The organism is Niveispirillum lacus (assembly GCF_002251795.1).
Taxonomy (GTDB): domain Bacteria; phylum Pseudomonadota; class Alphaproteobacteria; order Azospirillales; family Azospirillaceae; genus Niveispirillum; species Niveispirillum lacus.
Genome location: NZ_NOXU01000029.1, coordinates 63,351 through 86,072, shown reverse-complemented (window position 1 = coordinate 86,072; position 22,722 = coordinate 63,351). Strand labels below are relative to the sequence as shown.

The 22,722-nt window shown below is 62.4% G+C and carries 24 protein-coding genes; 14 read left to right on the top strand and 10 right to left on the bottom strand.

Translation table 11 applies throughout. The features are described 5' to 3' along the window. Nucleotides 1-55: 55 nt before the first annotated feature. The 5 genes from CHU95_RS11915 to CHU95_RS11895 form a co-directional block, all read right to left on the bottom strand. Complete coding sequence (locus CHU95_RS11915) at nt 56-1,030, bottom strand: beta-ketoacyl-ACP synthase III (protein WP_094456571.1); 975 nt, start codon at nt 1,028-1,030, stop codon at nt 56-58. After that, nucleotides 1,030-2,079: a phosphate acyltransferase PlsX gene (gene plsX / locus CHU95_RS11910; protein ID WP_094456747.1), complete on the bottom strand. Its 1,050-nt coding sequence runs from the start codon at nt 2,077-2,079 to the stop codon at nt 1,030-1,032. Before plsX ends, CHU95_RS11915 begins: the two co-directional genes overlap by 1 nt. Before the next feature lie 86 nt (nt 2,080-2,165). Next, nucleotides 2,166-2,354, bottom strand: coding sequence for a 50S ribosomal protein L32 (gene rpmF, locus CHU95_RS11905; protein ID WP_094456570.1), 189 nt, complete (start codon nt 2,352-2,354; stop codon nt 2,166-2,168). A 98-nt stretch (nt 2,355-2,452) separates the two neighbouring features. Next, nucleotides 2,453-3,037 carry a YceD family protein gene (locus tag CHU95_RS11900; RefSeq protein ID WP_094456569.1) on the bottom strand — a complete coding sequence of 195 codons (585 nt, stop codon included), beginning with the start codon at nt 3,035-3,037 and terminating at the stop codon, nt 2,453-2,455. A 60-nt stretch (nt 3,038-3,097) separates the two neighbouring features. Next, nucleotides 3,098-3,631 carry a ubiquinol-cytochrome C chaperone family protein gene (locus CHU95_RS11895; protein ID WP_094456568.1) on the bottom strand — a complete coding sequence of 178 codons (534 nt, stop codon included), beginning with the start codon at nt 3,629-3,631 and terminating at the stop codon, nt 3,098-3,100. 107 nt (nt 3,632-3,738) lie between these two features. On the opposite strand from CHU95_RS11895, the gene CHU95_RS11890 reads away from it, so the two are divergent. Beyond that, a complete protein-coding gene (locus tag CHU95_RS11890) occupies nt 3,739-4,332 on the top strand; it encodes an outer membrane protein assembly factor BamE (protein WP_245838183.1) in 594 nt (197 codons plus the stop codon). Nucleotides 4,333-4,346: 14 nt separating this feature from the next. Here CHU95_RS11890 and CHU95_RS11885 read toward each other — a convergent pair whose 3' ends face one another. Beyond that, the gene (locus tag CHU95_RS11885) at nt 4,347-4,838 is read right to left on the bottom strand and encodes a lysozyme family protein (protein ID WP_165772135.1); all 492 of its coding nucleotides are present in this window, start codon (nt 4,836-4,838) and stop codon (nt 4,347-4,349) included. 176 nt (nt 4,839-5,014) lie between these two features. Here CHU95_RS11885 and CHU95_RS11880 point away from each other — a divergent pair, with 176 nt between their 5' ends. Beyond that, on the top strand, nt 5,015-6,919 hold the full coding sequence (locus tag CHU95_RS11880) for a potassium transporter Kup (protein ID WP_094456566.1): 1,905 nt from the start codon (nt 5,015-5,017) through the stop codon (nt 6,917-6,919). Between the two features lie 34 nt (nt 6,920-6,953). Here the strand turns inward: CHU95_RS11880 and lldD are convergent, their stop codons facing one another. From lldD to CHU95_RS11865, 3 genes are all read right to left on the bottom strand, one after another. Beyond that, nucleotides 6,954-8,084, bottom strand: a complete 1,131-nt coding sequence (lldD, locus tag CHU95_RS11875; RefSeq protein WP_094456565.1) for an FMN-dependent L-lactate dehydrogenase LldD — start codon at nt 8,082-8,084, stop codon at nt 6,954-6,956. Nucleotides 8,085-8,179: 95 nt separating this feature from the next. Then, nucleotides 8,180-8,938: an SDR family oxidoreductase gene (locus tag CHU95_RS11870; protein ID WP_094456564.1), complete on the bottom strand. Its 759-nt coding sequence runs from the start codon at nt 8,936-8,938 to the stop codon at nt 8,180-8,182. Then, nucleotides 8,938-9,294, bottom strand: a complete 357-nt coding sequence (locus tag CHU95_RS11865) for a hypothetical protein (protein ID WP_094456563.1) — start codon at nt 9,292-9,294, stop codon at nt 8,938-8,940. The genes CHU95_RS11870 and CHU95_RS11865 overlap by 1 nt, the downstream gene beginning before the upstream one ends. A 109-nt stretch (nt 9,295-9,403) precedes the next feature. Between CHU95_RS11865 and CHU95_RS11860 the strand changes: the two genes are divergently transcribed. The 8 genes from CHU95_RS11860 to spbR all read left to right on the top strand — a co-directional run bounded on the left by CHU95_RS11860 (nt 9,404) and on the right by spbR (nt 17,005). Further along, nucleotides 9,404-10,162, top strand: coding sequence for an ABC transporter ATP-binding protein (locus CHU95_RS11860; protein WP_245838182.1), 759 nt, complete (start codon nt 9,404-9,406; stop codon nt 10,160-10,162). Then, nucleotides 10,159-10,938: an ABC transporter permease gene (locus CHU95_RS11855; RefSeq protein WP_207762472.1), complete on the top strand. Its 780-nt coding sequence runs from the start codon at nt 10,159-10,161 to the stop codon at nt 10,936-10,938. Before CHU95_RS11860 ends, CHU95_RS11855 begins: the two co-directional genes overlap by 4 nt. Nucleotides 10,939-11,092: 154 nt before the next feature. After that, complete coding sequence (locus tag CHU95_RS11850; protein WP_245838181.1) at nt 11,093-12,232, top strand: ABC transporter permease; 1,140 nt, start codon at nt 11,093-11,095, stop codon at nt 12,230-12,232. Nucleotide 12,233: 1 nt separating this feature from the next. Further along, the gene (locus CHU95_RS11845) at nt 12,234-13,001 is read left to right on the top strand and encodes an ABC transporter ATP-binding protein (RefSeq protein ID WP_245838178.1); all 768 of its coding nucleotides are present in this window, start codon (nt 12,234-12,236) and stop codon (nt 12,999-13,001) included. Between the two features lie 3 nt (nt 13,002-13,004). After that, complete coding sequence (locus CHU95_RS11840) at nt 13,005-13,943, top strand: MlaD family protein (protein WP_094456558.1); 939 nt, start codon at nt 13,005-13,007, stop codon at nt 13,941-13,943. Next, on the top strand, nt 13,940-14,632 hold the full coding sequence (locus CHU95_RS11835; RefSeq protein WP_094456557.1) for an ABC-type transport auxiliary lipoprotein family protein: 693 nt from the start codon (nt 13,940-13,942) through the stop codon (nt 14,630-14,632). The genes CHU95_RS11840 and CHU95_RS11835 overlap by 4 nt, the downstream gene beginning before the upstream one ends. Before the next feature lie 15 nt (nt 14,633-14,647). Beyond that, a complete protein-coding gene (locus CHU95_RS11830; protein WP_094456556.1) occupies nt 14,648-15,631 on the top strand; it encodes a TAXI family TRAP transporter solute-binding subunit in 984 nt (327 codons plus the stop codon). 267 nt (nt 15,632-15,898) lie between these two features. Further along, nucleotides 15,899-17,005 (top strand): SpbR family protein, encoded by a 1,107-nt coding sequence (gene spbR, locus CHU95_RS11825; protein ID WP_094456555.1) that lies wholly within the window; start codon nt 15,899-15,901, stop codon nt 17,003-17,005. An 86-nt stretch (nt 17,006-17,091) separates the two neighbouring features. On the opposite strand, the gene CHU95_RS11820 is transcribed toward spbR, so the two are convergent. Next, complete coding sequence (locus tag CHU95_RS11820) at nt 17,092-18,462, bottom strand: glutamine synthetase family protein (protein WP_094456554.1); 1,371 nt, start codon at nt 18,460-18,462, stop codon at nt 17,092-17,094. A gap of 189 nt (nt 18,463-18,651) precedes the next feature. On the opposite strand from CHU95_RS11820, the gene CHU95_RS11815 reads away from it, so the two are divergent. The 4 genes from CHU95_RS11815 (at nt 18,652) to CHU95_RS11800 (ending at nt 22,714) form a co-directional block, all read left to right on the top strand. Next, on the top strand, nt 18,652-21,024 hold the full coding sequence (locus CHU95_RS11815) for an ATP-binding protein (protein WP_094456553.1): 2,373 nt from the start codon (nt 18,652-18,654) through the stop codon (nt 21,022-21,024). After that, nucleotides 21,021-21,413, top strand: coding sequence for a response regulator (locus tag CHU95_RS11810; protein ID WP_094456552.1), 393 nt, complete (start codon nt 21,021-21,023; stop codon nt 21,411-21,413). Before CHU95_RS11815 ends, CHU95_RS11810 begins: the two co-directional genes overlap by 4 nt. Nucleotides 21,414-21,425: 12 nt before the next feature. Continuing rightward, nucleotides 21,426-21,833, top strand: a complete 408-nt coding sequence (locus CHU95_RS11805; protein WP_094456551.1) for a response regulator — start codon at nt 21,426-21,428, stop codon at nt 21,831-21,833. Between the two features lie 95 nt (nt 21,834-21,928). Further along, complete coding sequence (locus CHU95_RS11800) at nt 21,929-22,714, top strand: DUF4394 domain-containing protein (protein WP_165772134.1); 786 nt, start codon at nt 21,929-21,931, stop codon at nt 22,712-22,714. Nucleotides 22,715-22,722 lie beyond the last annotated feature (8 nt).

Below are 22,722 nucleotides of genomic sequence, written 5' to 3'. Positions count from 1 at the left end.
ATGGTTGGCGGGATTTGCTGATCTCATGCGGCAGAAATGCCGGTCGCGCCTGGACTCAGAACCGTACCAGCGCCCCGCCCCAGGTGAAGCCACCGCCCATCGCCTCCAGCAGCAGCAGATCGCCCCGCTTAATGCGGCCATCATTCACCGCCTCGGCCAGCGCCAGCGGGATGCTGGCGGCAGAGGTATTGCCATGATGGTCGACCGTGACAACGACACGTTCGGCCGGCAGTTTCAGCTTACGCCCGGTGCCTTCGATGATACGACGGTTGGCCTGATGCGGGACCAGCCAGTCAATGGCATCGGCGCTGAGATGGTGGGTGGCCAGCGCTTCCTTGACCACTTCGGCCAGGTTGACAACCGCGTGTTTGAACACTTCCTGCCCGCGCATGCGGACATGGCCCACGGTCTGCGTGCTGGACGGGCCACCATCGACATAAAGCAGGTCATGATGGTTGCCGTCGGAATGCAGATGGGTCGAGAGGATACCCTGATCATCCGCGGTGCCGGCCCCCTCTGTCGCGCGCAGGACAACGGCCCCGGCGCCGTCGCCGAACAGCACGCAGGTGGTGCGGTCGTTCCAGTCAAGGATGCGCGAAAAGGTTTCCGCACCGATCACCAGCACTGTCTTCGCCTGACCGGCCTTGATAAAGTTATCGGCCACCGACAGGGCATAGACAAAACCGGAGCAGACGGCCTGCAGGTCAAACGCTGCGCCGCGGGTCATGCCCAGGCGGGCCTGCACCTTCACAGCGGTCGCGGGGAATGTATTGTCAGGCGTGGCAGTCGCCAGGACAATCAGGTCCAGATCGTTCGCCGTGATACCGGCATGTTCCATGGCGGCGACGGCAGCATGGTAAGCGAGATCGGATGTCAGTTCACCGTCGGCCGCAATGTGACGCGACTTGATGCCAGTCCGTTCCGTGATCCATTCGTCCGATGTGTCGACGATTTGCGCCAGATCGGCGTTCGTCACCACCTTTGCGGGCAGGTATGACCCGCACCCCAGGATCACAGACCGGATGGCCATTACTGCACCGCCGTTTCGCTGCCTGTTGCGCTTTCGTCCCGGGCCTTATCGGCGGCGGCGGCAAGGGCTGCCTGCAACACCGCCAACTGGTCACGGATCTTATCATTGAAGCCATGACTGGCCATGTTGAAGGCCACGGCGATGGCGTTGGAAAAGCCCACAGCATCGGTGCCGCCATGGCTTTTTACGCAGATACCACGCAGGCCCAGGAACATCGCCCCGTTATAGCGGCGCGGGTCCATGCGTTGGCGCAGTTTATTGAACGCCCCTTTGGCCAGCAGATATCCCAGCTTGGCCAGGAGCGAGGACCTGAAGGTCCGACGCAGAAATTCCGCATAGAGTTTGGCGGTGCCTTCCGCCGTCTTCAAGGCGACATTGCCCGTGAAGCCGTCGGTAACCACCACATCCACGGTGCCCAGCGCCAGATCATTGCCTTCGATAAAGCCGTGGAAATACGGCGCCAAAGGGGTCTGCCGCAAGGCCGCGGCGGCCTCACGGATCTGCTCGTGCCCCTTCTGCTCCTCCGACCCGACATTGAGCAGGCCAACGGTCGGGTTCAACAGGCCCAGCACGGTCCGGCTGAACACGGTGCCCATCACGGCAAACTGCACCAAATTATCGGCATCGCATTCCAGATTGGCCCCAAGGTCCAGCATTACGGTTTCACCGCGCTGGGTGGGCAGGATGGAAGCAATCGCCGGCCGGTCGATCCCAGGCAGGGTCTTCAGCACAAATTTGGCAATGGCCATCAGAGCGCCGGTGTTGCCGGCGGAAACCACGCAGGCGGCATCACCAGACGCGACAGCGTCAATCGCCAGCCGCATACTGGAATTCCGGCCAGCACGAAGCGCCACCGACGGCTTGGCATCCATGGCCACAAAGTCAGGCGTATGCCTGACCGTGGAAATGGGCTTCAAGGCCGGATGGCGCTCTAGCAGGGCGTTAATGCGTGCTTCGTCGCCGACGAACAGGAAATCGGCATTCGGGCAGCGTTCCCTGGCAAGGTCGGCGCCAGCGACGACCATGTCAGGTGCATGGTCGCCACCCATGGCGTCCAAGGCGATGCGCAGGCGCGTTGTCGTCACTTGCGTTCGACGTCCCTAAACCGCGAAAACCTGGACCGGAACCGGCACAATCAGGCGGCGGCCGGGGCGGACGCGGTCACTTCACGGCTGTCATAATGGCCGCAGGAGCCGCAGACGTGATGGGGACGCTTCAGCTCACCGCAATTGCCGCACTCGTTATAGGCGGCGGCGGTCAAGCCATCGTGCGCACGGCGCATGTTGCGCTTCGACTTGGAGGTCTTCTTCTTAGGAACGGCCATGATCGTAACTCACAATGTTTTAAGGCGACCGCTAGGGCCGCCCGGACAGAGGCGCTTGAATACTGGATATGGTTTGCGAGGGCAAGTGCGAAACCCAGTCAAGAGGGCTTCTTTAAGCGGGACAGGGCCGCAAAAGGGTTCTGGCGGGGCGGTTCCGGGGGGGAATCCTCCGTCAGGGACAAAGTATCCGGCCCAACATCCTCTAGAATCGGGGTGAATTCCACCCCATCCTTGCGCGGATAGGGGTCCAGGGCCAGTGACAGATTTTGGGCAACGAGTTCGCCGATGTCGATACGCCCACCCGGCATAGGCTCGGGAAAATCCTCATCATTGCCGAGGAACTGAAAATGGTCGCTTTCGTCATCCGCTTCCTCCTTGGGAATCAGATGGTCGGGGGCGAAAAGGGCGGAGAAATCCTCCTTCACATGGGCCGGCACCGGTTCAAGGGTGACCACGCAGCGCTGCACCACGTCGGCCTCCAGCTCGCCCGTCACCTTGATGAAGTCCGAGCGTACCCGGCGCAGCCGCAGTTTTGCGGCCAGCCCACTTATGGAGATCAGGTCGAATCGTTCCGCCAGCGCGGCGCATTCAGTCTCGGTCGCCTTCACGACCTCGTACCCGCCGCCCGTCGTCACCTTCTCGGCGATGACAATACGAGACAGTTCGGGGGTGGCGGCGGTCATAACGGGTAATCCTTCAGGTTGGGACACTATAATAAGGTGCGGACACCGACACAGGGGCGATCAGGCCGCCGCGAATGCCACTTCGCCGGCGAGCAGCCGGTCAATGGGGAAGGTTTCCAGGTGGGCCAACTGCCGACGCACATAGTGCGCCATGGCCGTCACATGGGCCGGGTCCGGCAGGGTGGAGCCGTACAGATTCCGGTCCAGCGCCGATTCCAGCACGGATGGGTCTTCCTTGGCGGCAATGCCGGCATCATAGGCGCCGACGCGGCCATAATAATGGCTGGCAAGATCCTTGACCTTGTCACCCACCTTCATGTCGCCGGCTCCCATTTCCCGCAGGTTAAAATCCAGATCGGCGAACATGAAATCAAACAGGCCCTGATTGAACTCTGCGGTGGGTTTGCCGCCCATGGCCAGACGCCGCATCACCAGCCAGGCATGCAGCGACACCATTTCAAACCGGCCTTCCAGCGTGTCGGGCACGCCCAGTTCGGCGAAAAAGTGTGGCAGGCGCGCTTGGGCCACAATGGCGCCATAGAGGGCGGCGATAGTGCGTTCACGCCGGGGACGCTGAAACAGGCGGCTGAACAAGGCCTTCTCCCTCTGCTGCTGGCTGCGGACATTGACATTGCGCCAAAGCCGGTGCCAATGTCACCGGCCAGATAGGGGGCGGCGGCCCCGCCGTCAAGGCATGGCGCATGCCCATCCGGGCTTGTGCCGGTCTGGACGACAAATCGCCGCTGGTGTCGGAGTGTTTGCCCCGTGCATTGTCAGGCACCCTGTCATTGGTCACATCCCAAGGTTCGAGAGACGTCACGTTGATGCGCAAGACCCATGCAACCGCCCTGCTGACCTTCGGCCTTCTCGGGCTTGGTCTGACCGGATGCAGCCCCATCGTCGCCCAACGTGGCAATCTGGTGGAAGATAACCGGCTGGCCCAGATTCAGACTGGTCAGACCACACGGGAACAGGTCCAGTATGTGCTGGGCACCCCCACCTCCACCGGCGTGATCGATGGGTCCACCTGGTATTACATCGGTCGGCGTACTGAACAGACGGCCTTTCTGGACCCCGAAGTGACGGCCGAGCGCATCATCCGCGTCCGGTTTGACGAAGGCGGCACGGTGCAGGAGATCATGGAGCTGAACGGCGCCGCCGAGGCGGCCTATGTCGAGCCGGTCGCCCGTGTCACGCCGACCGTCGGCCATGACCTGAACTTCTTCGAGCAGTTGTTGGGCAACCTGTCAAAGCCGTCACGCAAGAAGAAAGATGATAAGAAGAAGAAGCGATAAGGTCAGGGCAGCCCTTACGTCGCCCGCAACCGGTCTCGCAAGGCGATAACACGTGCGCCATAGGCCCGGGCGCGGGGCACATCCATCCATGTATGGTAACGGCCGACGGCCAGGGCCGGGTCATCCGGCAGGCTGTCCAGGGCTTCCCGCAGAATGCCTGCGCCGACCCGCAAATTGATCTCTGCGTGCAGCAGGTGGCTGATATCGGGCACCCGGTGCCCGTGCCAGCGGACATTGACCTGCATCCAGCCTAGATCGGCGTCCTTCACGGCCTCCGTCGGCAGTCGATGGATCAATTCCATGGCTGCCCCGAAATCAGCCGGGTAGTAGGAGTCGGTCACGGTGCGCACCGCATAGGGCCACGGACCTGTACGGCCGCGGCGGTCCATCCGGCTTTCGACATAAGACACGGCATAGAGCAGATAGGGATCAAGGCGGGCCAGCCGCCCGGTTTCTTCCCAAATTGTGCCCGCCAAGGATAAGGCGTCGGCCGGGCCAGCAGACATGGCAAGTCCCGCTGCCGCCAGGGTCAAAAACCGGCGGCGGGGAAACGCGTTTGTTGCCGTGCCCGTGTCCATGGCCTGTCTTACCGCCGCCGCTACCGCCCGTCCAGACCGTCATTGGCTTTCTTGCGCGTTTGGGTCGAAGGGCGTAGCGTTCGCACTGCAACATGGGATGGGGGATGCTCTTGGCACAGTCCGCCAATGTGGCGCATGGTGCGCCGCGTTCGTCTTTTGGCCTGCTGCTCCTGTCGGCGATCGGGGTGGTGTTCGGCGATATCGGCACCAGCCCGCTTTACGCGATGAAAGAAGCCTTTGCCGGGCCGCACCCGCTGCCGGTGGACCGTATGCATGTCCTGGGCGTGCTGTCGCTGATCTTCTGGACCGTATTGCTGGTGGTATCCGTCAAATATGTGGCCATCATCATGCGCGCCGATAATGAGGGGGAGGGCAGTTCCTTTGCCCTTCTGGCCCTGTTGCAAAAGGCTCTGGCCGGCAACCCTGCCATGACCGTTCTGGCCGGCACCTTGGGCGTCTTTGCCGCCGCCCTGTTCTATGGCGACAGCGCTATCACGCCGGCCATTTCCGTGCTGTCGGCAGTGGAAGGGTTGCAGGTGGCCGCCCCGCATCTGGCGCCCTGGACTGTTCCCATCGCCATTGTGATCCTGGTGGCGCTGTTTGCCCTACAATCCAAGGGATCAGCCACTCTGGGCAGTGTGTTCGGGATCATCATGGTGATCTGGTTCGTGGTCCTGGCTGTTCTGGGGATCAGCAATATTGGTAGGGCAACAGGCGTGCTGGCCGCCCTTTCCCCCCATTACGCCCTGGCCTTCCTGGCCCATGACGGCTGGATCGGCTTTCTGGCACTGGGATCGGTGGTTCTGTCGGTAACGGGGGCGGAGGCGCTTTACGCTGATATGGGGCATTTCGGTCGGACCCCGATCCGGCTGGCCTGGTACATGCTGGTCTGGCCGGCCCTGATGCTGAATTACTTCGGACAGGGAGCCCTGTTGCTGTCCAACCCGGAAGCAGCGGTCAATCCGTTCTTTTTCCTGGGGCCGTCCTGGTCGGCCATGCCCATGGTGGTCTTGGCGACCTTGGCAACCATTATCGCCAGTCAGGCCGTAATCTCTGGTGCTTTTTCGGTCACCCGGCAGGCAATTCAGCTTGGTTACCTGCCGCGAATGAGCATTATCCATACCTCCGAGAAGGAGAGGGGTCAGATTTATATGCCCTTCGTGAACTGGGCCCTGATGCTGGCCGTGGTTGCGCTGGTCCTTGGCTTCGGCAGTTCGACGAACCTTGCCTCAGCCTATGGTGTGGCTGTCACCGGGACCATGCTGATCACCACGACGCTCGTGGCGCTGTTGGCGTTTAACCATTGGGGCTGGAACGGCAAGTTTGCCATCGGCTTCTTTGTGGTGCTGCTGGCGGTGGATGCCGCCTATTTCCTGGCGACGGCGACCAAGATCACCCATGGCGGCTGGTTCCCGCTGGCCGCTGGTGTCCTGGCTTTTACGCTGATGACCACCTGGAAGATGGGTCGCAATCTGTTGCAGGCAAAGCTGCGGGCCAGCGCCCTGCCGCTGCAACAGTTCCTGGAGACCTTGTCAGCGCGCATTACACGGGTGCCGGGTACCGCCATTTTCCTGACCACCGACCCGGACGGCGTGCCCCTGGCCATGCTGCACAACCTGAAGCACAATCATGTCCTGCATGAGCGGGTCGTTCTCATGACTGTCAAGGTGACGGAACGGCCGCGCGTGCCCATCGGTGAGCGGATCGTGTCGGAGAAACTGCGCGACGACGTGTTTCGTGTCACCATGTCCTGTGGGTTCATGGATGATCCGGACGTGCCCAAGGCGCTGGCCAATGCCAAGCGAACGGATCTGGGGTTCGATTACGAACCGCTGCGCATTTCCTATTTCCTGACGCGGGAGACAGTTGTGCCATCGGCGGAACCGGGCATGGCGCCGTGGCGGGAGGAATTGTTCGCCTTTCTGATGCGCAGCGCCACAACCACGGCCGACTTTTTCCATCTGCCGCTGAACCGGGTGGTCGAACTGGGCGGCCATGTCGAAATCTGACCGCCGCCGGTTTCTGGCCCCCCGGCACGCCTGTTCAAGCCAGAATCGAGCGATTGATCTCTTTGATTTCCCGCACGCCGGTCAAAGCCATGGCCACACGCATCTCCTTGGCCATCAGGTCCAGGAGTTGCGCCACGCCGGCCTCACCACGGGCAGCCAGCGCATAGAGCCAGGCGCGGCCGAGCAGCACACCCTGCGCGCCCAGCGCCAGCATGCGCACCACGTCCAGTCCCGACCGCACGCCGCCATCGGCCAGCACGGTCAGCCGGTCGCCCACAGCGTCTGCAATAGCCGGCAAGGCGCGGGCGGATGACAGTACCCCGTCCAACTGCCGCCCGCCATGGTTGGAGACGACGATGCCGTCGGCGCCGATCCTGGCGGCCTCGCGCGCATCATCGGGGTCCAGGATACCCTTGATGATCAGTGGCCCATCCCACCCCTGGCGAATCCAGTCCAGATCGGCCCAGCCGATGGATGGATCAAAATTGGCACCCAGCCAGCCCATATAATCGTTCAAGCCACTTTTGTCGCCCAGCACCGGCTTGAGATTGCCGAGCGTATGCGGGCGGCCATTGACCCCGACATCCCAGGCCCAGCCGGGTTTTCCCATGGCCTGCAGCACACGGCGCAGCGGGGCGTGGGGCCCGGACATGCCCGAGCGCGCGTCGCGATAACGCGCGCCCGGTACGGGCATGTCGACGGTGAAGACCAGGGCCTTGGCCCCTTGCTGCTTGGCGGTGGCCAGCAGGTCGCGCATGAAGGCACGGTCACGGATCACGTAAAGCTGGAACCATAGTGGCCCGTCGGTTCCGGCCGCGACCTCGGCCAGCGGACACAGAGATACGGTGGACAGGCAGAAGGGCAGGCCCGCCCTGTTGGCGGCGCGCGCCGCCTGCACCTCGCCGCGGCGATGATACATGCCGGCAATGCCGACGGGCCCAAGCGCGACGGGCATACCCATCTCCTGGCCGAACAGGGTGCTTTTCAGCGATATCCCCTCGACATTACGCAGTACCCGCTGGCGCAAGGCGATACCCGACAGATCATCGACATTGCGGCGCAGCGTCTCCTCGGCATAGGCCCCACCATCAGCATAATCGAACAGAAAGCGCGGCAGGCGGCGGCGGGCAGCCTCCCGGAAATCAGTGGTGGAGGAGATGATCATGAGGGTTCAGGGCTCCAGCACTACCGGCGTTCGCGCCGGTCGAACTTCAGAATGTGAAACGACATTCTATATTTTAGTACCAGATGGCGCCCGTATCAATAGAAGCTGATATCCTTTTCCAGTCCGGCGAAGCGGAGCCCGGCATCGACATACAGGGTCTGACCGGTGGTCACGGTGCTTTGCAGAAGATAAAGGCAGGCCTTGGCGATATCATCGGCGCCGGGTCCGATCCGCAGCGGGTTCTGTGCATGCAGCCGTTCGAACTCCGCCTGGGCCTGTCCGGGGGCGGGCAGGACATAGCCAGGGGCGATGGCGTTGACCCGCACACGGGGGGCGCCTGACCGGGCCAGCACTTCGCCCAACCCCATCAGGGCATATTTGGACAAGGTATAACTGAGATGGTCACCATGCGGGCTGGCCAGTTTCTGATCCAGAATATTGACGATGGCACCGGTCACGCCTTCGGGCAGTTGCGCCAGAAGGGCCTGTGACAGCAGGGCCGGGGCCACGCTGTTGGGCAGAAAATGTGCCAGAAGCCGATCTGCGGACAAGGTGGCAATGTCATCCCATTCAAAGATGGAGGCGCTGTTGATCAGAGCGGTCAGCGGTCGGCCCAACGCGGCGGCGGCTGCCGGCACCACACCTGGCACCTGGGTCGGATCGGCCAGGTCGGCGGCAATGGCGACAGCTTGAACGCCCAGGTCACGCAGGCTGGCCAGCATGCTGGTCACGTCTGGACCTTCGGTGCGGTAATGGATGGCCACATCCATGCCAACCGAGGCGCAGGCCAATGCCATGGCAGCCCCAAGTCTGCGGGCGCCGCCGGTGACCAGAACGGCATGCGTTTGCGACATCAATCGCGCTCCAGTTCAATCTGACAGGTAAAGCCGGGGTCGGCGGGGCTGTGGATACCGATCCTCTGGGTCAGGATACGGCCGTCAAAGGCGAAGATGAACCGGCCCAGCGTTCGGGCAAGGGTGTCGGCATCGACAAACGGCCCCTCATCACGGAATGGCCCCAGGATGTGGCGAACAATGCACGAATAATCGACCGTCAGGTTGATATCGTCGGGGTCGCCCGTGAAAGGTCCGGTGACGCTGGTGCCCAGCCGCAGATTGACGCGGACATCCAGGTCTGTTGTCCGTCCGCCGACCGGCAGTGCCACCGCCACCTCACGCACCAGGATCTGGAAATGGGGGGAGGGGATCATGGGTTTCTCGTCCATCGGCTCGACAAAAGCGCGTGCCGGGCTAATATCAGGCTCGAACTGGAAGGGGAACAGCGGATGCGTCAGGGTGGCAAAACAGCGGGATGCCGGCGTGAGCGGTGACCTTCTGCGCCTGCGCGGCCTGGGCTTGACCTATGCCAACGGCACCAGGGCGCTTGACAATGTCGATCTTGCGGTGGGCGAGGGGGAGTTTCTGTCCCTGCTGGGGCCCAGCGGTTGCGGCAAAAGTACCATCCTGCGGCTGGTTGCCGGGCTGCTGGCGCCGACGACCGGGGGGGTGGAGCGGGTGCGGCCGATCACACGCGGTGATACGGGGTTTGTGTTTCAGGAACCAACACTGATGCCCTGGGCCCGGATCATCGACAATGTCCGGCTGCCGCTGGATCTGGCCGGTGTGCCACGGGCCGAAGCCCAGGAGCGCGCCGAGGACGGGCTGGCGCGGGTCGGGCTGGGTGATTTCCTGCGGGCATTTCCAGCCGAGCTGTCGGGCGGCATGAAAATGCGGGCGGCCCTGGCCCGCGCCCTGGTGACGGCGCCGCGACTGCTGTTGCTGGACGAACCCTTCGCGGCGCTGGATGAGATCACGCGCTTGAAGCTGAATGACGACCTTCTGGCCCTGTGGGAGCGGGAGCGGTTCACAGCGATCTTTGTCACCCATTCCGTGTTTGAAAGTGTGTATCTGTCAGGGCGCATCGCCATCATGGGCCCGCGCCCCGGACGCGTGGTGGAGCAGGTTACGGTCGAGCTGCCTTGGCCGCGCGACCTGTCAGTGCGTACTGGTACGGCCTATGGTGCGCTGTGCCGCGATGTCTCCGACCGGCTGCACCGGGCCATGGGGGCGCTGATATGAACAGGCTCTGGATGCGTCGTCTTCTGCCGCCGCTGGTCGGGCTGCTGTTTCTTCTGACTTGGGAGCTGGTGGTCAGGCTGCGGGATGTTCCTGTGTTTGTGCTGCCGCCGCCGAGCGCCGTTGCCACGGCGCTGTGGAATGATGCGCCCCTGTTGCTGCAATCCAGTTGGATCACCCTGATCATCACGGTCCAGGCCTTCCTGCTGGCCCTGATCACTGGTGTCGGGCTGGCAGTGCTGTTCAAACAGTCCCGTGCGTTGGAGGCTGCTCTCTATCCCTACGCTGTTATCCTGCAGGTGACCCCCATCGTGGCAATCGCGCCGCTGGTGGTGATCTGGGTTGGGTATGAACGGGTCAATCTGGCCTTGTTGATCCTGGCGTGGATTGTCGCGTTCTTTCCCGTCCTGTCGAACAGTACGGCGGGGCTGTCGGCTGTCGACCCCAACCTTCGGGACCTGTTTCGACTGTATGGGGCCAGCCGGTGGCAGGTGCTGTGGCGGCTGGCACTGCCGTCGGCCTTACCTTACATTCTGGCCGGCGCCCGTATTTCTGGCGGGTTGGCCTTGATCGGGGCGGTGGTGGCAGAGTTTGTGGCGGGATCGGGTACCGCCACCGGGCTGGCCTGGCGGGTCATTGAGGCGGGAAACCGCCTCAACATGCCACGGCTTTTCGCAGCGCTGACGTTGCTGTCAGTGCTGGGTATTCTGATCTTTGCCGTCCTGACCGGGATACAGCGACGCCTGCTGCGCCATTGGCATCCCGGTGGGGCTGGGTAACAAGGGGTATGATGCGGGTGCTCCCTACATTCGGGCCATGGCCGACCCATCCTTTCGCGGCAGGCCGCGTGCCGGCTGTTGACCGTCCATAACGGTTAATGTCAATTGGCGGGGTGCGTCGCCCTTTCGATGCAGCGCACCATGGACCAGGAACGTGCAGACCGGAACCATCACATCCGCATGGGAAGAAAACCAGTTTGTCCTGGCTGCGGCCGGTCGCTGGGATATCGCGTCCGCTGAACGGCTGGGGCCGCAGTTGCGCAATCGGGGGCCCGATCGTAAGGGAGTGCCGGTGTGTCTGGACCTCTCGGGCCTGACGGCGCTGGACACGGCCGGGGCCCTGCTGTTGGACCGGTTGATCCGCCGCCTGCGGGAACAGGGCCATGTCGTCGCCGTGGTCGGTGCGCGCGCCGATCTGTGCGCTTTGCTGAAGGATGTGCAGCGGGCGGCCGCCGGCGTGGCCTCGCGCCACCAGGTGACGGTCGAAAAGGGGCCGGCCTTCCCGCTGGCCGACCAGATCGGTCGCGCAACGATCGGCATCTGGCATGAGATGCTGTCGATGCTAAACTTTCTGGGTCTGGTCACGGTGACGGCCCTGCGTCTGTTACGGGAGCCGCAGCGTATCCGCCTGAAACCCCTGTTTTTTCATCTGGAGCAGGTTGGGTTGAACTCCCTGCCCATTGTCGGCCTGCTTTCTTTCCTGATCGGTATTGTTCTGGCCTACCAGGGGGCGGATCAGCTTCGTCGTTTCGGTGCCGAAATCTATGTGGTGAACCTGTTGGGTATCGGTGTCCTGCGCGAAATCGGTATCCTCATGACATCGATCATTGTGGCTGGCCGCTCCGGTTCCGCGTTTACGGCCCAGATCGGGACGATGAAGGTCAATCAGGAAGTCGATGCCATGCGGACCCTGGGCCTGGACCCGGTGGAGATGCTGGTGCTGCCACGTATGCTGGCGCTGATCATCGCCCTGCCGCTGGTCGGGTTTTTCGCCAATGTCGTGGCGTTGGCTGGTGGGGCCGTCATGGCCTATGCCTATCTCGACATCAATTTCGTGCAGTTTGCCCGGCAGCTGCAGGTTGCCGTGAGTACCACCACCCTGTTTGTTGGCCTGGTCAAGGCGCCGATCTTCGCCGCTGTCATCGCCCTGGTGGGCTGTTATCAAGGGCTGCGGGTCAGCGGCAGTGCCGAAAGCGTGGGCCTTCTGACCACACGGTCGGTGGTTGTTTCCATCTTCCTGGTGATTGTGCTGGATGCCGCCTTCTCCGTTCTTTTCTCCTATATCGGGATCTGACATGGCGGCGCCTGTTATTTCGGTCCGGGGTCTGAAGACACGCTTCGGTGCGCAGGTCGTACATGATGGTGTCGATCTGGATGTGCAGAAGGGCGAGGTGATCGGTCTGGTTGGTGGGTCGGGCACCGGCAAATCTGTGCTTCTGCGCGAGATTGTGGGCCTGATGGACCCGTCGGCCGGCACCATTCAGGTATTGGGCCAGGATACGGCCCGCCTGTCAGAGCGAGAGCGCCTTTCCCTGCAGGCCCGCTGGGGCATGTTGTTTCAGGATGGGGCACTGTTCAGTTCGCTGACGGTGCTGGAAAACATCAAGGTCCCGCTCAAGGAACACACCGCCCTGCCGCCTGACCTGGTCGATGAGATCGCGCAGGTCAAGGTGGCTATGGTCGGATTGGCCCCGGATGCGGGTAGCAAATACCCTTCGCAACTGTCCGGCGGCATGCGCAAGCGCGCCGGTCTGGCCCGCGCGCTGGCCCTGGACCCGGAAATATTATTCCTGGACGAACCGACGGCGGGGCTGGACCCGATCGGGGCGGCGGCCTTTGATGAGTTGATCGGGTCGTTGCAGAAAAGCCTGGGACTGACGGTTTTCATGGTCACCCATGACCTGGACAGTCTATATGCGATCTGTGATCGCATCGCTGTCCTGGTGGACAAGAAGCTGGTGATCGGTACGATTGACGAACTGTTGCGGCAGGATCACCCCTGGATCCGCGACTATTTCCATGGGCCCCGCGGTCGGGCGGCCAATGCGGCGAAAGGGAGTTAGGGCATGGAAACACGGGCCAATTACACGGCTGTCGGTGCCTTTGTCCTGGCACTGGCCGCGGCGGCGTTCATCTTCATCATCTGGCTGGCCAAGGTTCAGTTCGATAAGGCGATCCAGCCCTACCATATCATGGTCACCGGCACCGTGACCGGGTTGGTGGAGGGCGGGCCGGTGCGGTATCGCGGCGTCAATGTCGGCACCGTTACCGATATCCGTATCAATCCGGAAAATGTGGAAGAAGTTCGGTTGACCATTGAGGTGCCGGAAGAGACGCCGATCAAGACGGATGCCATTGCCTCTCTGGAACCGGTGGGCGTGACGGGCGGCGTGTATGTGGAAATTGCCGGCGGCAGCAAGGAGGCGCCGCTGCTGCGCGAAAAGGTGAGCGGGATTCCCGTCATTCCCTCGCGCCCCAGTTCCATTGCCGCCGTTCTGTCCAAGGCGCCGGAGGTGCTGGAGAATCTGATGAAGATCTCTGAGCGCCTGACCCTGTTGCTGAATGATGATAACCAGAAATCCATCGGTACCCTGCTGGCCAATCTGGCCCAGGCATCGGGCAATGCCAATGACACGATGCGTAATGCCAATCTGTTGATCGTTGATCTGCGCCAACACGCCGACACATTGAGCAAACAAGCGGAAGTGCTGATGGTCACGGCCAATGATACGGTGGGCAAGGTCGGGCGCGATACGACCGTAATCACAGCCGAACTGGCCAAGACCAGTAAGGAAATCAACAGATTGTCGGCCTCACTTGCCGGCATGATCGAAGAGAACCGCGAACCGATCCGCGATTTCACCGCGACGGGTCTTTATGACCTGTCGCAATTGCTGATCCATTTGCAGGACCTGACCAATAACCTCAGCCGTGTGTCGCGCCGGCTGGAGCGCGATCCAACCGATCTTCTGTTCGGCGGCAATAGCGGAGTGAAAGCGGAATGACCTTGCCAAAGTCTTTGACCCGCCGCCACCTGCTGGCCCTTGGCTCTGCCGTGCCGCTGGCGGCCTGTTCGCCGGCTACCCTGCTGACCGGGGGCAAGCCGCAGAAGATTTTCGTGCTGACCCCGGCTCGGGAATTCACCGCCGGTCTGGCACGGGCACCCTGGCAGTTGCTGGTTGAAACGCCGCTGGCCAATGCTGCGATCGACACGCCACGCATCATGCTGGGCGAAACTTCCAACCGCATGACCTATTATTCGGGCGCAACCTGGGCCGACACTGCCCCGGAGATGATGCAGAATCTGCTGGTCGAGAGTTTTGAGAACAGCCGCCGCATCGTGGCCGTCGGGGTGGAACGGTCGGGTCTGCGCGCCGACTTCATCCTGAAGGCCGACCTGCGTGACTTTCAGGCCAATTATAAAGGCCAGGATTCGCGCGAGACCGCACCGGAGGCCATGGTGCGGATCAATGCCAAGCTGGTGCGTCTGCCCCGCCGTAACATTGTGGCCGGCGATACATTTGAAGCGACGGTGCGCGCCGCCAGTCCGGCGCTGGAGGACATTATCCGTGCCTTTGATCTGGCGACAGGGGCCGTGCTGCGTCGGATCGTCGAATGGACCTTGCAGCAGGGTGTGACCAATGTGGATGCCTATCCGCTGGCATGGGCGGCCGAGCCGGCCTCCAGCCGTTGAGTGAGGACCAAACGTTTGACCTTTCACGCCTTTCCATCCCTGGCCGCAGCCCTGACCCTTTCGGTGCTGCTCGCCGTTCCCTCGATGGCCCAGCAGCCGCAGCCGGGGCCGAAAACGGTCCTTGTCGCCAGCGGGACGGTAACCGGGCTTTATTATCCTGTGGCCGGCGCCCTCTGCCGTCAGATGAACCAGGAACGCCCCCGCCATGGTCTGCGGTGTCTGGTGGAAGCGACGGACGGACCGGTACAGAATCTGGCCGCGCTGCGGTCGGGTGATGTTGATCTGGCCCTGATTCAGTCTGACTGGCAGGCTGTGGCCGTTCGGGGCGAAGGCCGGTTCAGCGGCACTGGTCCGTTCAAGGAACTGCGGGCGGTTGCCACCCTGCATGCGGAAACCATCACCCTTCTGGTCCGTCCGGAGGCGGAGATCGACGATCTGTCGAAACTGAAGGGCAAACGTGTCAATCTGGGTCCACGCGGGTCCGCGCTGCGCAACCTGTCCGATCTGGTGATCGGTGCGGCGGGGGTACGCTTGCCCGATGATGCCGACATGGCGCCGGATGTTGCCTTGGCCGCCCTGTGCGCCGGGCAACTCGATGCCGCCTTTTTTGCTGTCGGCCACCCGAACGCCAGTGTCATGCAGGCCACGGTCCAGTGCGGTGCAGTCCCGCTGGCAGTTGCCGGCCCCGGCATCGACAAGCTGCTGTCACAGCGCCCTGACCTGACCCCTGCCGACATTCCCGCAAACCTCTATCCCGGTGTGCAGGAGGCGGTAAGCAGCATCGGGGTGGCGGCGACGTTGGTCACCCGCGCCGATGTGCCCGATGAGACAATCCGCGAAGTGGTTCGGGTGTTGCTGGAGGAACGGTCGGAACTGGTGGAGCAACATCCGGTCTTTAATGGGCTGACAAGGGACACCATGGCCGACCGTGCCCGGACGGCCCCGCCGCACCCCGCGGCCGCCGCTGCTTTTGCTGCTACGGGGCCGATCCAACGCTGACCGGGCGATTCGGCAAGGATCAGCGGTGGATCGCGTCGATGGATCGCCGCCATCCGCCACCGAGAGGAAAACACCTATCCTTCTGGATGATGGTGTCCGTCCGCTCTGCGTGCCACGGGTAGATTGTTTCGGCTTGTTCTTGTTTTTGGCGTTCGCAATTGGCAGCGCCTTGCACTAAATGTTAATGGAACAGGAGCGACGCTTGGCTGCTGTGCGTCATGCCGCCATGTTTTCGCCCCGTCGTCTCAGGGAGGGTTTGTCCACCCCATGTCCGACAAGTTGTCCCAACAGGATGTTCAGCGGCTGCTGACCGATCCTTCGCCCAATACCCGCGCCGAGATGGCCGGGAAGGTTGCCCAGCATTTTTCCGCGACGGACCTCACCGCGTCGGAAAGGGTGCTGGCAGAGGACATCGTGCGCATCATGGCGCGCGACGTGACAACCCGTGTGCGCGCTGCCCTGGCCGAAAGTCTGAAAACCAACGCCGGCATTCCGCGCGATATCGCCATGTCGATGGCGCGCGATGTCGAAGAAGTGTCGTTGCCTTTTATTGAGGTGTCGACAGTTCTGACGGATGACGATCTGGTGGAGATTATCCGCTCAGGCTCGTCGGAAAAGCAGACGGCGGTGGCCAAACGCCCCAACGTGACCGAATCCGTGGCCGATGCCCTGGTGGAACGCGGCAGCGAAAAGGCTGTCGCAACCTTGATGTCGAATGAGACGGCGGCGGTTGGCGAGCAGGCACTGGTCAAGGCGCTGGACCGGTTCCCGGACAGTGAAGCCGTGGCCGGTCCCATGATCAACCGGGCCAAGCTGCCGGTTACTGTGGCCGAGCGGTTGGTGGCGCTGGTTTCTGAACAGTTGCGCGAACGGTTGGTCGCCAAGCATGAACTGCCCAACGATGTCGCCGCCGACATCGTGATTCAGACGCGGGAAAAGGCGACCTATGGTCTGGTCGGCGGGGCCGGTGATGCGGATCTGGAAAAGCTGGTGGTGCAATTGCGCCGCAGCCACCGCCTGACCCCCTCTCTACTGCTGCGGGCCTTGTGTATGGGCGATGTGCCATTCTTTGAAATGGCCATGGCGCAGTTGGGGCAGGTGCCGATCAACAATGCCCGGCTGCTGATCCATGATGCGGGCCGTCTGGGCCTCAAATCCCTGTTCGACCGCACGGGTCTGCCCCCCAAACTGTACCCGCCGCTGCGTATCGCCCTGGATGTCGCCAACGAGACAGACTTCGACGGTCTTGATCATGACCTTGAACGTCACCGCCGTCGCATGCTGGAACGCATCTTGACCCAGTTTGAAGAACTGGCCAGCGACGATGTGGATTACCTGCTGACCAAGCTCAGCGACCTGACTGCGGCGGCCTGATCTGGGGGGTGGCTTGTCATCCGGACCGGATGTTTCCGTGACCCCTCCTTGGCCTTACGCGTCAGGAAGGGTCACGGACAGCCCCATCATCCCCGCAGGTACCACTCCCATTCCAACGGCGTGACCCGTTGGTTGAACTTGGCCCGTTCGGCGCGTTTGGTGATGGCATAGGTCTCCACAAAAGCGGCACCCAGCCAGCGGCGCAGCTCCGCTGATCCCTGGAACAGGTCCAGTGCCATTCCCCATTCATCGGGCAGACGAGGGGCCTTAGCCTCATAGGCGTTGCCCTCCAGGGCCGGGCCGGGATCTATCTTGCCGTCCAACCCGTGCAGCAGGCCTGCCAGCATGCCAGCCAGCACCAGGTAGGGGTTCGCGTCGGCGCCAGCGATCCTGTACTCCACCCGCCGACTGTCCGGCCCGCCCGCTGGGATGCGCAACGGCGCAGTGCGGTTATTCACCCCCCAGCCAATGACCGTGGGCGCATAGGACCCTGTCTGGAACCGCCGCCAGCTATTGGCGCCGGGGGCGGCCAACGCCATGCAGGCCGGCATGATGGCCGCCATACCACCAATGGCATGCCGCAGCGCAGTGGACCCTTCCGGCGACGCGTCCGCGAAAATGTTGCGTCCGTCCTGATCCAGCACGCTCATATGGATATGCATGCCACTGCTGGCCTGATCGGTATAGGGCTTGGCCATGAAGCTCGCCTCATACCCGTGTTTGTGCGCAACACCACGCACCGCCCGCTTAAACAGCACGGCATCGTCGGCCGCGCGCAAGGCGTCGGGCCGGTGGGACAGGGTGATTTCGTATTGACCAGGGCCGTATTCAGCAATGGCGGTGCCGGCCGGGATACCCTGCGCCTGCGCGGCGGCCGTGATCTCGTCCAGCACCTCCTCGAAATCCTCCAGTTCGGTTAGGCCATAGACCTGGGTGCGGTTCTGGGGCAGGCGGCTGCGTTTCGATACTGGGGGGGACGGCGGCGCATCGGCGGCCCGGTCACGGTTGAACAGGTAGAATTCCAGTTCGATGGCGACCATGGGCGTCAGTCCACGCCGCGACAGTTCCGCGACCAGGGTCTCCACCAGGGCGCGCGGCGCATAGGGGAAGGGGGAACCGTCGCCATCGCGCATCGACAGCATCACCTGTCCCAGCGGCTTGGCCGCCCAGGGAACCGGGGCAAGGGTGCCTGCCACCGGTCGACAGATCCGGTCGGGCACGCCCTTTTCCACCGACATGCCGGTCTCTTCCACCGTGTCGCCGGTGATGTCGACAGCGAAGGTACAGCCGGGAAAGGCCACACCCTCCTTCCATACTTTCGCCACCTCATCAATCGGCACCCGTTTACCCCGGAACACCCCGCACAGATCGGGCAGCAACACATCCACGGCCGTGACGGCGGGGTAGTGCTGCCGAAAAATCTCGATCTCGTGGAGTGGGTCGGGGTTGCTGGTCATTCCGGGGGGCGTTCCCATTGCGGTTGAAGAGAGGGGGCATGGCACCAGGGGGCGCCGATACTGTCAAGCCGTGTGGGCGCCGAGGTGGTTTGAAACAATTGTATCCACCCGGCGCGGTGACCTTGTCTTGCCCGGACACAGGGCTTGCGCGCATAAAGGCAAAAGGTTTTTGCAACGGGGCCGCAGGGCATGTTCAGGACCATCCGCTTCAAATTGGCGGCGGCGTTTGCGGTAGCCGTGCTGGCAGCCGTCACCATTGGTTTGGTGGCCGTCCTGGTCGTGCGTTCCACCGGTGACCTTGTCATCCGTATGTATGACCAGCCATTGCAGGCCATCAACTATGCCCGTCTGGCCCAGACCAATTTTGTCATGCTGGATCTGATGGTGGACCGGGCCTTAAAATCGCCAGATGGCCTGCCGGAAAATTTCCGCGAAGATCTTGAACTCAATGACGAGGATTTTCTGGCCAGTCTGGCGGTGGTGGATGATCGCGGCATCAACCCCGAAATCCGTACTTATACCGCCCGTATCCGGGACCAGAATGCTGCCTGGCTGTCGGCGGTTCGGCAACTGACCGACATGCAGGAAGACTCACCTGATCATGGGGCCGCCATGGCGGGTATGGAGAAACTGAGCGCCGGCATTATCACCAATCTGGAAATTGTCACCCAGATGGCGGCCGAGGATGGTTACCGGTTCCGACTGGCGGCGGAGAAGACGATCAAATCGGCCGCCGACCAGACAACCATCCTGATCACCGTCCTGTTCACGCTGTTGGTCGGCATTACCATCGCGCTGATCCGCAATATCGTGACGCCGCTGAACCGCCTGACCCGTGCCACCATCCAACTGGCCGGCGGTGATATGGATGTGGTGGTGCCACATACCGCCCGCCGCGATGAAATCGGCAGCGTAGCCGGCGCCCTGGGGGTGTTTAAGGGGGCGATGGCGGTGGTGCGGGAGGCGCAGGAAAAGGCCGAAGCCGCGACCCGCGCCAAATCCGAATTCCTGGCCATGATGAGCCATGAGATCCGCACCCCAATGAACGGGGTGTTGGGTCTGACCCGGCTGCTGCTGCGCTCCGGCCTGAACGAGGAACAGGCCAAGCTGGCAACCACGGTCCTGCAATCGGGCCAATCGCTGCTCCGCATCCTGAATGATATCCTGGACTTCTCCAAACTGGAGGCCGGGAAGGCCGATATCGAGATTCTGGATTTTGAACTGCTCTCGCTGATGGCCGGCACCACCATGCTGATGCGCAACAGAGCGGAGGAAAAGGATCTCTGGCTGCGCGAAGAGGTGGATGCGGCCCTGCCCCCTTATTTGAAGGGAGATCCCAATCGCCTGCGGCAGATCATGCTGAACCTGGTGGGCAATGCCATCAAGTTCACAGAAACCGGCGGTGTTACCCTGCGCGCCAAGCCCTATGCCAATGGCACCCGCCTGCGGGTGGAGGTGGCGGATACCGGCATCGGGATTTCCGAGGTGGCCCGTGCCAAGCTGTTTGGCAGCTTTGTGCAAGCCGACAGTTCCATCACCCGGCGTTTTGGGGGCACCGGTCTGGGCCTGGCGATCTGCAAGAAGCTGGTAGAAGCCATGGGCGGGAGCATCGGTGTCGACAGCGCACAGGGCCAGGGAAGCACCTTCTGGTTTGAAATCCCGCTGGTGGAGGGCAGTCCCGTCACGACAGAGATGGTCGTTGATTATGGTCAGCACGCGGTGCGCCCGCTGCGGGTCCTGGTTGCCGACGACAATGCGGTCAATCGCAAGGTGCTGGCCGGTGCCTTGGCTGAACATGGGCATGATGTGCTGTTCGCCGAGGATGGGGAAGCAGCAGTCGCCGTGGTGCGCGACGCGCAGCCCCCGTTGGATCTGGTCCTGATGGATGTGCATATGCCGCGCATGGACGGCATGACCGCGACCCGTGCCATCCGTGCGCTGCCAGGGCCGGCAGCCCAGGTGATGATCGTAGCGGCGACGGCCAGCGTCGGCGGCAATGGGGTGCAGCGCTGTCTGGATGCAGGCATGAACGCCTATGTCGCCAAGCCGATTGATCCGGCCAACCTGTTCAAGGTCATACACCGCCTGTTCCCCGACGGTAAGGCGTCGGCCCCCGACAGTGGCCTGGACGGCAAACTTGACCTGGACATGGCGGAGGCGGGGGCCACCGCTGGATCGCTGCTGAACGGTACCGGACCTTTTGTGGCCGAAATGCTGGTCGAGATGGCCGACAGTATGGGTCCGGACATGGCGCTGGACCTGATCGACACATTCCTCTCCATTCTGCCGGAGGTAGAGCCGGACCTGTTCCCGCCGGACACGCCACCCGTGCCGCAGCAGGTGGGGGAAGTGGCACATTCCCTGAAATCAGCGGCGGGCAGCCTGGGACTGGCCCAGGTTTACCGGACCGCTGCTACCGTGGAGGCGGCGGGCCATGCGGGCGATGAAGCCCAATTGGCGATACTGCTGCCCCAATTACGGGTGGAGCTTGATGAAGGTGTGCTGTGGCTGCGACAACAACGCGCCCTATATGATGCCGCGATGACGGGGGTGAGCCCATGATTGCGTTGCGCGATGGTGCCCGGTTGAGGGTGCTCCTGGCCGAAGATAATGCGTTTGAGGCCAAACTGGTGCAAGGCGTGTTGCGGCAACTGGGTATCGGGACCGTTACCGCCCACCGCGATGGCACCGACGCGATAGCGGCCGTGCAACCCGATGGCAAACCGTTTGATCTGGTCATTTCAGACTGGACCATGCCCGGTGCCACCGGTCTGGACCTGCTGCGCCATGTGCGTGCCGTGTGGCGCCACACGCCGTTTCTGATGCTGACGGCCCATGCCAGTGTTGACTTCGTGGCCAATGCGAAGGCGAATGCCGTCGATGCCTATCTGGTCAAACCCTACTCTCCGCGTGATCTGGCCAACCGGGTCACGTTGCTTGTCGCCCGTTGAAAAGCCCCGCCCATGCTGACACGTGACCATATCCCAGGTTTTGAGAAGCTGAATGTCCTGCTGGTGGAGGATAATGCCTTTGCGCAGCGTCTGGCGCGGCAGGTTCTTGTGCAACTGGGGGTGCAGAATATCCATATCGTGCCCGACGGCCAGGCCGCCATCAATGCGCTGGAAGAGAGCGAACTGCGGTATGATCTGATCATTTCCGACTGGAATATGCCCAACGTCACGGGTCTGGAACTGCTCCAGCATGTGCGCAAGACCTGGGAGAACATGCCGTTTCTGATGTTGACCGGCAATCAGACGGCGGATTTTGTGCAAACCGCGCGAGCCAACAAGGTCGATGCTTACATCATCAAACCCTTCTCACCCATGCAGTTGCGCCAGAAAATCTGTGCCATCTTCAATATCAAGATATAGTGGCCTGTCCGAAAGGACTAATGACAGGGTCGGGAATTGACCTAACCTGTTTAACCGCGACGGCAGCAAGGGCTGCCGCCGGTTGGGAGGGGGCGATGAAGAAAAAATCCGCACTGATGGCTGTGGCCTTGCTGGGTCTGGCGGGCCCGGCCCTGGCGCTTGACGTCGCCGGCTTGAGCCAGCGCAACGAATTGCTGCTATTCTCCGATACCGCGCCGGGCACGGTTACGGTACTGCCGGTGACCGGGGTGACGGGGAAGTTGCTGGGCCTGGATGTCCGCCCGGCCACTGGGAAACTCTATGGTCTGGCGACCGATAACCGCCTTTACACCATTGATCTGGCAACAGGCGCCGCCGCCGCCGGTCCGAAATTGTCGGTTGCCCTGACGGCCATTGACCATGTGGTGGTGGATTTTAACCCGCAGGCCGACCGGCTGCGCGTCATGGGCTCGGACGGTCAGAATCTGCGCGTCAATGTTGATACCGGTCAGGTCGCTGTGGACAAGCCGCTGGCCTATCATCCCAACGACAAGGTGAATGCCGGTAAAACGCCCGCCGTCTATGCTGGTGCCTATATCAACTCCTTTGCCGGCGCGACGCAGACACAATTATTCAATGTCGATAGCGGCACCGGGGCCTGGCTGTCACAGGACCCGCCAAATGACGGTGTGCTGCGGACCATTGGGCCGCTGGGTGTGCCCGCGGGGACCATTGTGGAAGGGGTCGACATCTTTACCGACGCCCAGGACGAATATCATGGCCGCGCCGTTGCCGGCGGAACCCTGTACAATCTGGATGTACAGCGGGGGACGATGAAGAAGATCGGCCGCATTGGCGATGGCAGTGCCGTTATCGATATCGCCATCCTGGATAAACGCTGAACAGCCAA

Bases quoted from the DNA above. Each gene is read 5' to 3' on its own strand.
- CHU95_RS11915 (WP_094456571.1), bottom strand. From the start codon at position 1,030: ATGGCCATCCGGTCTGTGATCCTGGGGTGCGGGTCATACCTGCCCGCA.
- plsX (WP_094456747.1), bottom strand. From the start codon at position 2,079: ATGGGTGGCGACCATGCACCTGACATGGTCGTCGCTGGCGCCGACCTT.
- rpmF (WP_094456570.1), bottom strand. From the start codon at position 2,354: ATGGCCGTTCCTAAGAAGAAGACCTCCAAGTCGAAGCGCAACATGCGC.
- CHU95_RS11900 (WP_094456569.1), bottom strand. From the start codon at position 3,037: ATGACCGCCGCCACCCCCGAACTGTCTCGTATTGTCATCGCCGAGAAG.
- CHU95_RS11890 (WP_245838183.1), top strand. From the start codon at position 3,739: ATGCCCATCCGGGCTTGTGCCGGTCTGGACGACAAATCGCCGCTGGTG.
- CHU95_RS11885 (WP_165772135.1), bottom strand. From the start codon at position 4,838: ATGTCTGCTGGCCCGGCCGACGCCTTATCCTTGGCGGGCACAATTTGG.
- CHU95_RS11880 (WP_094456566.1), top strand. From the start codon at position 5,015: ATGCTCTTGGCACAGTCCGCCAATGTGGCGCATGGTGCGCCGCGTTCG.
- lldD (WP_094456565.1), bottom strand. From the start codon at position 8,084: ATGATCATCTCCTCCACCACTGATTTCCGGGAGGCTGCCCGCCGCCGC.
- CHU95_RS11870 (WP_094456564.1), bottom strand. From the start codon at position 8,938: ATGTCGCAAACGCATGCCGTTCTGGTCACCGGCGGCGCCCGCAGACTT.
- CHU95_RS11865 (WP_094456563.1), bottom strand. From the start codon at position 9,294: ATGATCCCCTCCCCCCATTTCCAGATCCTGGTGCGTGAGGTGGCGGTG.
- CHU95_RS11855 (WP_207762472.1), top strand. From the start codon at position 10,159: ATGAACAGGCTCTGGATGCGTCGTCTTCTGCCGCCGCTGGTCGGGCTG.
- CHU95_RS11845 (WP_245838178.1), top strand. From the start codon at position 12,234: ATGGCGGCGCCTGTTATTTCGGTCCGGGGTCTGAAGACACGCTTCGGT.
- CHU95_RS11840 (WP_094456558.1), top strand. From the start codon at position 13,005: ATGGAAACACGGGCCAATTACACGGCTGTCGGTGCCTTTGTCCTGGCA.
- CHU95_RS11835 (WP_094456557.1), top strand. From the start codon at position 13,940: ATGACCTTGCCAAAGTCTTTGACCCGCCGCCACCTGCTGGCCCTTGGC.
- spbR (WP_094456555.1), top strand. From the start codon at position 15,899: ATGTCCGACAAGTTGTCCCAACAGGATGTTCAGCGGCTGCTGACCGAT.
- CHU95_RS11820 (WP_094456554.1), bottom strand. From the start codon at position 18,462: ATGACCAGCAACCCCGACCCACTCCACGAGATCGAGATTTTTCGGCAG.
- CHU95_RS11815 (WP_094456553.1), top strand. From the start codon at position 18,652: ATGTTCAGGACCATCCGCTTCAAATTGGCGGCGGCGTTTGCGGTAGCC.
- CHU95_RS11810 (WP_094456552.1), top strand. From the start codon at position 21,021: ATGATTGCGTTGCGCGATGGTGCCCGGTTGAGGGTGCTCCTGGCCGAA.
- CHU95_RS11805 (WP_094456551.1), top strand. From the start codon at position 21,426: ATGCTGACACGTGACCATATCCCAGGTTTTGAGAAGCTGAATGTCCTG.
- CHU95_RS11800 (WP_165772134.1), top strand. From the start codon at position 21,929: ATGAAGAAAAAATCCGCACTGATGGCTGTGGCCTTGCTGGGTCTGGCG.